Source organism: Streptomyces sp. B6B3 (genome assembly GCF_039871525.1).
GTDB lineage: Bacteria > Actinomycetota > Actinomycetes > Streptomycetales > Streptomycetaceae > Streptomyces.
Map to the genome: position 1 here is coordinate 22578 of NZ_JBDPLU010000042.1, position 7739 is coordinate 30316.

6 protein-coding genes are annotated in these 7739 nt (G+C 67.1%); 4 read left to right on the forward strand and 2 right to left on the reverse strand.

All coding sequences use genetic code 11. From position 1 onward, the window contains the following. Window positions 1–11 precede the first annotated feature (11 nt). Entirely contained in the window at window positions 12–311 is a 300-nt protein-coding gene (locus ABGB06_RS38625; protein ID WP_347600152.1) for a hypothetical protein, read from the reverse strand. Then, window positions 298–1368 carry a hypothetical protein gene (locus tag ABGB06_RS38630; protein WP_347600154.1) on the reverse strand — a complete coding sequence of 357 codons (1071 nt, stop codon included), beginning with the start codon at window positions 1366–1368 and terminating at the stop codon, window positions 298–300. The genes ABGB06_RS38625 and ABGB06_RS38630 overlap by 14 nt, the downstream gene beginning before the upstream one ends. A 353-nt stretch (window positions 1369–1721) precedes the next feature. On the opposite strand from ABGB06_RS38630, the gene ABGB06_RS38635 reads away from it, so the two are divergent. The 4 genes from ABGB06_RS38635 to ABGB06_RS38650 all read left to right on the forward strand — a co-directional run. Beyond that, window positions 1722–2729, forward strand: coding sequence for a transglycosylase SLT domain-containing protein (locus ABGB06_RS38635; protein ID WP_347600157.1), 1008 nt, complete (start codon window positions 1722–1724; stop codon window positions 2727–2729). Between the two features lie 113 nt (window positions 2730–2842). Further along, on the forward strand, window positions 2843–3598 hold the full coding sequence (locus tag ABGB06_RS38640) for a hypothetical protein (protein ID WP_347600160.1): 756 nt from the start codon (window positions 2843–2845) through the stop codon (window positions 3596–3598). Between the two features lie 444 nt (window positions 3599–4042). Further along, the gene (locus ABGB06_RS38645) at window positions 4043–4372 is read left to right on the forward strand and encodes a CU044_2847 family protein (protein ID WP_347600163.1); all 330 of its coding nucleotides are present in this window, start codon (window positions 4043–4045) and stop codon (window positions 4370–4372) included. Window positions 4373–4425: 53 nt separating this feature from the next. Beyond that, the coding region (locus ABGB06_RS38650; RefSeq protein WP_347600166.1) for a trypsin-like peptidase domain-containing protein at window positions 4426–7739 on the forward strand (3314 nt) is incomplete at its 3' end.

A 7739-nucleotide genomic window follows, 5' to 3' on the forward strand; every position in this document is an offset into this window, starting at 1 on the left:
CATCCCCGCCCTCACGCGCTGACCAGAATGGCGTACACGAGAGGGAGCGACGCCATGCCGATCGTGGCCGCGCCCACCCGCACCAGCTCCCCGCGGGTCTCGTCCAGGTCCCCGCCGAGCCCCTGGCGCTTGGAGCGGGCGGCTCGGGCGATGCCCTCGATGAGGAAGTAGGCACAGACGAAGAACCCGATCATCCAGGCCAGCGCCAGGAACATGCCGAACTTCGACTCCAGCAGAGGCTCGAACGGGCCGAAGCTCGGAGCGATCCCTTCGAACGGATTGAAGTCCTCGGAGTCGTCAGCAAGATTCATGAGGTTCCTGTCCTTCGCGAGGCGTCGCCAGCAGGGAGGCCATGGCCGCGCAGGCGTAGAGCCAGGCCGTGCGGGTGGCCGGGGAGAGGGGCGTGTCGTCGACGGGTCCGCCGCCGACGAGCGCCGGTTCGAACGGGATGGGCATCGCGGCGTGGCAGCGGTGGGTGAACGTCTCCATGAGCAGGCCGCGCAGCCTGTCGTCACGCCTGCTCGCCGGATCGCAGACCAACGCGATGCTGCGCTGCTTGAGTGCGCCGGCTCCGAGGACGTGCTGTTCCAGGACCTCGGCCATCCACAGCGCGGCCTTGGCGGTGTCCTGGCGCACGGTGGTGGTGATGACGAGGAGGTCGGCCTGGCGGACGGCCGCGAGCCAGTTGGAGGCTCGGACGTTGTTGCCCGTGTCGACGAGGACCAGCCGGTAGTAGCGGCGGAACAGCTCGTGGAGTCGCTCGAAGGCCCGGGCGTCGATCTCCCCGGTGAGCTGTGGTCGTTCGTCGCTGGCCAGGACGTCGAAGTGGGCCGGCCCCTGGCCTCGGACGAACTGACCGAGATCACCTAGGCGCGCCGCCGGGTCCTCGAACAGGTGCAGGCGCTCGAGCAGCTCGCGCGCCGTGTTGGCGTGCCCGGCGGGCAGCGCCCGCTCCCCCAGCGTGCCGCGCGTCTCGTTGGCGTCGATCGCGACCACACCGCCGCCCCGGTGAACGCCGAAGGTCCGGCCGGCCATCAGCGTCGCGGTGGTCTTGAACGCGCCGCCCTTCGGGTTGACGAACGTGATCGTGCGCGGGCCGCCGAAGGTCATCTGGACGGCGCGCAACGCGGCGTTCCGCGCCTCTTCGGCCGGCGACACCGCGGGCGATACCCGGCCGTGCGTCCACCGATGGATCCGTCCCCGCCACCCCCACTGCGGCGCCGCCGGCCGCGCGTGCTGCTGCAGCGACGCCGTGAACGCGGTATGGCTCACCGGCTCTTGCTGCCTCTCCTCCTGCGGCTGGCTGTCACCCCGCGACTCCGCTTCGCCATCGGTTTCGCAGACCTGCGGAGAGACCGGGGCCACCACCTCGACCGCCTGCGGCGGCCCGGGATCGGGTGGCCCTGAACGCGGAGGCGCAGGACTCAGCCGACTCGCCGCCGGAGCCCGAAACGACGCCTCGGTCAGCGGCTCCTCCGCCTCACCCACGACGGCCTCCGGCCACTCGCCCAAGCGGGCTAACCATCAACATCTGATGAGAAAACGCCACACCGACTCCTTGAACCGGATAGTGGAATTCACGTACGTTTACGCGCCGAGACGATACGGAACAGAGACGCGCAAACAGAACAGAAGCCATCTTTGCGACGTTCGCGTACGAGTGATTCGGCGAACAAGCGACCGACCGCCGCTGTGGCCGCTCACGAACCTTCGGAGGCCCCATGAAGAAGTCCGGCTGCCTGATCCCCCTGGCGGCCGGTGCGATGGCGGCGCTGAGCCTCGTCGGCCTCGGCGGCTCCGACGAGTCCCGAGCCGAGTCCAGCGTGGGCCAACTCGCGGACGACGCCCCCGTCCCCGACGCCTACCGACCGCTCCTCGAGGCCGCCGCCGAGCACTGCCCCGACGTCACGGCGCCGCTGTTGGCCGCCCAGATCGACGCCGAGTCGGGTTGGGATCCGGAGCAGGTCTCGCCGCGCGGCGCGAAGGGTCTCGCCCAGTTCACCGCCGCAACATGGGCCGAATGGGGACGTGACGCCGACGGCAACGGCCAGAACTCACCACACGATCCCGCCGACGCCATCGACGCCCAGGCCCGTTACATGTGCTTCCTGATCGACGACCTGGCCGACGTCCCCGGCGACCCGATTGACAACGCCCTCGCCGCCTACAACGCAGGACCGCACACCGTCCGATCACACGGAGGAGTGCCGCCCATCCGAGAGACCCAGGACTACGTGGCGCGGGTGAACGCCCTCCTCCCCCGCTACCAGGCCTCTCTCCCCACAGCCTGCGACTTCACGCTCGCCCACCCCAACCCGCGCACCTGCCAGGAAGCCATCGACGCCGCCCGCCGCGAAGCCGACTCCGGCAGCCTCGCCTGGCACCGGCTCTGCCTCGCCTTCGTCGCCGAGGCGTACGGGTGGGCAGCATCCGGCGAGGCCACAGGCAACACCGCCTGGACCCGCATGGTCGCCTCCGGCCTGGCACACCACGACGACCCGAACCCTCCAGCCGGCGCCCTGCTCTTCTACGCCACCGACGACGATGCCGGCCACGTCGCGCTCTACCTAGGCGGCGGGCAGGTCGCCACCAACGACATCGTGGCCGACGGCCGCATCGACATCGTCTCCCTCGACGACCTCACCACCGGCCGCTGGCACCTCACCTACCGCGGCTGGGCCCCACCCGAGTTCCCCCACGCGGCCCCCGGCACGAGCCACGTCGGCTGAACACCCACTCCCCCATCCGAGTCAACACGCACCCACGCCGGCCACCCACTGTGATAACCAGGCTTCACCTCCCGGTTCCCGAACCCGCGCAGCCCAGCCAGCTTGGAGAGAGCATGCCGACCAAGACCGACCACGGCACCGGCAGAGCGCCACGAACGCTCGCCGAGAAGCTCCAGTGGCTCCGCGACCTCAACACTTCTCGAGGCGAGTCCCCTCCGTCCTACGACGCCACCGCCCGCCTGATCACCAAGGAGACCGGCGTCAGCATCTCCGGCCCCTACTACTGGGAACTCGTCACCGGCCGCACCACCAACCCCAAGCTCCACCACCTCCAAGCCATTGCCCGCTTCTTCAACGTCCCCGTTGGCTACCTCAGCGAGGACGACACCGAATTCGAGCGATTCGAATCAGAGCTGGAGCTACTGCACACCCTCAAGCACCGAGGAGTGCAGAACATCGAACTGCGGGGCAGCACCAACACCCGAACCGACCTCGCCACGGTGCAGACACTGCTTGGCAGGCTTCAGATGCTCGGGACACCAGGAGAGGAGGAGGTGCACGAGCGGCTGAACGCCCTGAATACCCGTCAGCGTATGACTCTCCGCGAGCTAGTCAGTGACGTGACCTCACTCGAAGCGTTTGAGAACGAACGGCTCCGCGAACTCGTCAGGACCGCCGCCAACCTACGCGACGACCAGCTGTCTGTGCTCCTCGACACCGCCCGACACCCAGCTCTTCTCGACGCGTTGCACGCGGAGCTTGTTCGGGACCTCGTGCTGCGCGTGGCAGAGCTGTCTAGTTCGAGCCAGCAGGCAGTCCTCGCCATGATCGACCATGTGCGTCAGATTGAGGAACTCAAGCAGAAGTGAGCGGAAGGCTAAACCACCCTCTCCGGCGATCACACTGAGAACGTCGTCCTAGACTACCCATCGGCTCGCTCCCCAGGGGGAGGACAAACATTCTTCATTCCCGATGGGGAGACAGCAGCAACGTTACCGGACCAGTCGCCCTTGCCTGCTGCGTTCTCAGTCTTGCGGAAGCTCATGCCTTTGAAGGAGCAGAGTGCTGGGTAGGTACCTGGCGGGCCGATGCCAGGCGGGGATGCGGGGGCGCGGCGAGCGCGTTTCTGTGTCTACGTGTGGCGAGGGCTGGGTGGGCGGGACTTGAGACCAGACAGAGACCTCTTCATGGTTCAACTCTGCTTTCCCCGATGACCGCCTTGCCCCGCTTGTTCGGAATGTGGAGTCGGAAAGATCAGGTTCACCGGGGAAAATTTTGCGACGCACACCATAAACAGACGAGGGGGGACCCCGATGACGTCAACGCCCATCGTGTCGTACGTGCTGGATAATGAAACGACCGTCGACTTTGAGATCGAGTCAGCAGAGGGCTTCCAAGCGGTCAGCTCAGATGGGATCGCTGGCCGCGTCCGGGATGCCGTAGAGCCGGCGATCGAGGCAGCGCGTACGGTTCTTGGGAAGGCAGCTGAGCTTTGCCCCGCCGAGGTCCAAGTCACCTTTGGGGTCAGGGTGAACGGCACAGCAAACTGGGTGGTGGCCAAGGCCGCGACGGAGGCCCACTTCGCGATCGCGTTGACTTGGCGGCCCTCGGCCGAGACGGGGGAGGTCACGAGCCAGGCATGAGCGCAGAGGCGGCGATGACCGGACAGGGGCCTCGGCCAGGTTCGGACGCCTGGGTGACTGCAATCCACTCCAGTGAGGCGGACGAGCATCCGTTGGGTGGAGGATTTCTCATCGACACTCACCGGGTCCTTACGGCCGCGCACGTCGTCCGCCTAAACGGGGCGGTGCACCCCGAATTGTGGGTGGCCTTTCCAAAGTTCGACGAGCTGATGGAGCACCGTCGATGGGTGCGCGAGGTGGTTCTGCCAGCCCAGAACACCAGCAGATTCTGCGACGTGGCGGTTCTCGTCCTAGCGGAGGCGGTACCGCAGGACTTCGCTCCCCGGTTGCGCCGTCCGGCGCCGAGCGAACTCGTCGGGGGTCCGTGGTGGTCGTTCGGATTCCCCGACGGTGTGCTGGGCAACTCATCGGACGGAACCGTGGGCGAATCTCTCGGCTATGGCTGGGTTCGCCTCGACACAGGGTCACGGTACCCAGTCGGGAAAGGCTTCAGCGGTGCCGCCGTGTGGTCACCGGCTTACCAGGCGGTGGTGGCCCTCATCGGCCAGGCACGGCACGACACTGGTGACGCCCGAGCGCTAACCCTGTGGCAGGTCGACCGATGCTTGCCAGAACAGCAACTGCAGCTGCTTACCGACTGGTCGGTTGAGGCGGCCGGCGAGGATGCGTTGGCCGCGTGGGGCTGGTCCCTTGAGACCGACCCGGAGGCAGGGCGGCACTGGCGGCCCCGTGCCCGGGGAGTGAACACGGACGCAGAGCGCGGATTCCGCTTTCGTGGTCGCATCGACGCACTCAAGAAGATCGTCGCATGGATCACCGATTCCGTGCCCCGCCGCCAGATCCTGGTGGTCACCGGATCCCCGGGGGTAGGCAAATCCGCCGTGCTGGGGCGGGTCATCACCACCGCTGACTCGGGAATCTCGGCGAGCCTACCGCCGGAAGACGAGGCCGTGCGTGCGCCGGAGGGATCGGTTGCCTGTGCAGTGCACGCCAAGGGCAAAACCGTGTTGGAGGTGGCCAGGGAAATCGCCCGGGCGGCCTCGGCGCCGCTACCCGACCAGGTCGGCGATCTCGCTCCCGCCCTCCGTACAGTGCTCGGAGGAGAACCGAGTGGGCTTTTCGCGGTGGTGATCGACGCACTGGACGAGGCGACTACCCCCGAAGATGCCCGCACCATCGTGGGCCGGATCGTGCTGCCTCTAGCGGAAACTTGTGCAGACCTCGGTGTACGGATTGTGGTCGGATGCAGACGGCGCGACAGCGAAGGCAACCTGCTGGCGGTCTTCGGACGCGCCGGCCGGGTTTTGGACCTGGATGCTAGCGAGTTCTTCGCCGAGTCCGACCTGGTCTCCTATGTGCTGGCGACGTTGCGGCTATGCGGCGACGAGCGTTCCGGTAACCCCTACACCAGGGAGGACATCGCCCTCCCCGTTGCCTCCCGAATTTCCGAGCTGGCGGAGGGAAACTTCCTGGTCGCCGGGCTCATTGCTCGTTCCCACGGCATGCACGACCAAGAGCCAGTCGAGCCAGCCCAAATCTCCTTCCCCTCAACCGTGGATGCCGCGCTGCGCGAGTACCTGGCCTTGTTGCCCCCGGTAGGCCCACTCCCAGCCGTCGACGCGCTCACGGCTCTGGCCTATGTAGAGGCCCCGGGTCTGTCCATCGCCTTGTGGGCCACCGCCATCACCGGCATGTTCGGAACCGCTCCCACCACGCGTGAGCTGCGTGCGTTCGCCCACTCTGCTGCTGCCAACTTCTTGATCGAGACCAGCGCCTCAGACTCTTCCACCGGCGTCTACAGACTCTTCCACCAAGCCCTCAACGACGCTTTGCTGCGTACCCGAATCGAGAACGACTCCCTCGTCCCTGACGAGCAAGGTCTAACCCAAGCGTTCATCGACGAGGGCCGCGCCCACGGCTGGCATGCCGCCCCCTCCTACCTGCTGCGTTCGCTGCCACGCCATGCCGCCCGAGGAGGTTTCATCGACGAGCTCCTCATCGACGACACGTATCTCCTGCACGCCGACCTACGCCGCCTCATCCCATCAGCCGCCGGCGCGTCCACCTCTGAGGCCCGCGATCGTGCCCACCTGTTGCGTCGGACTCCCCGCGCCATCGATGCCACTTCCTCGACGCGCGTGGCTCTCTTCAGCGTGACCGAGGCACAAGAGCGTCGGGGCAACGCCTATCGCGCCATCGCTGTCCCAGCGCCCTATCGGGCGGTCTGGGCAGCTGTAACTCCTGCCACGGAGGAAGCAGTGTTGGAGGGCCACATCGGAGGGGTCAGGGGGGTTTGCTCGGTCCTTGTGTCGGGGCATGTCCTCCTCGCTAGTGCCAGTGACGACGCCACAGCACGCATTTGGGACCCAGCCACCGGCGAACACTTTCGCACTCTCAAGGGCCACACCCGAGCACTCCGGGACGTCTGCGGGCTGCGGACTCAAGAACGGACTCTCCTCGCTAGCGCCAGTGACGACGCCACGGCACGCATTTGGGACCCGGCCACCGGCGAACACCTCCACACCCTCAAGGGCCACAGAGGAGGCGTCCGTGGGGTGTGCGCGGTGCACTTGGCTGACCGCACCCTCCTCGCCAGTGCGAGCAACGACCGCACCATCCGCATCTGGGACCCCGACACCGGCCAACACCTCCACACCCTCGAAGGCCACACGCGAGCCCTCCGTGGGGTGTGCGCGGTGCACTTGGCTGACCGCACCCTCCTCGCCAGCGCGAGCAACGACCGCACCATCCGCATCTGGGACCCCGACACCGGCCAACACCTCCACACCCTCGAAGGCCACACCGGAGGGGTGCTAGGCGTCTGTGCGATTCAGACCTCTGGACGTGCCCTTCTCGCCAGCGCGAGCAACGACCGCACCATTCGCATCTGGGACCCCGACACCGGCCAACACATGCGCAGCCTGGAGGGGCACACCGACTGGGCTCGAGGAGTGTGTGAGGTGCGGATGGGCGACCGCAACTTGCTCGCCAGCGTGGGCAACCTCGCCGTTCGAGTCTGGGATCCGGACACCGGCCAGCAGTTGCACGCTCTCGAAGGCCATAGCTGGGCTCGAAAGGTATGCGCCGTGCGGGTAGGGAATCGCACTTTGCTCGCCAGCGCAGGTGACCGCACCGTCCGCGTTTGGGACCCGGACACCGGCCAGCAACCACGCATTCAGCACGGCCACACCGACTGGGTGCGGGAGGTGTCATCGGTACGAGTGACCGGCCGTACTCTTGTCGCCAGCGCAGGCGACCGCACCGTCCGCATCTGGAACGCCACCACCGGCGAACACCTCCACACCCTCGAAGGCCACACCGACTGGGTCAACGCCGTATGCGCCCTACCAATGCCGGACCACACCCT

Coding starts and splice junctions, on each gene's coding strand:
- ABGB06_RS38640 (WP_347600160.1), top strand. CDS start 2,843: ATGCCGACCAAGACCGACCACGGCACCGGCAGAGCGCCACGAACGCTC.
- ABGB06_RS38645 (WP_347600163.1), top strand. CDS start 4,043: ATGACGTCAACGCCCATCGTGTCGTACGTGCTGGATAATGAAACGACC.
- ABGB06_RS38625 (WP_347600152.1), bottom strand. CDS start 311: ATGAATCTTGCTGACGACTCCGAGGACTTCAATCCGTTCGAAGGGATC.
- ABGB06_RS38635 (WP_347600157.1), top strand. CDS start 1,722: ATGAAGAAGTCCGGCTGCCTGATCCCCCTGGCGGCCGGTGCGATGGCG.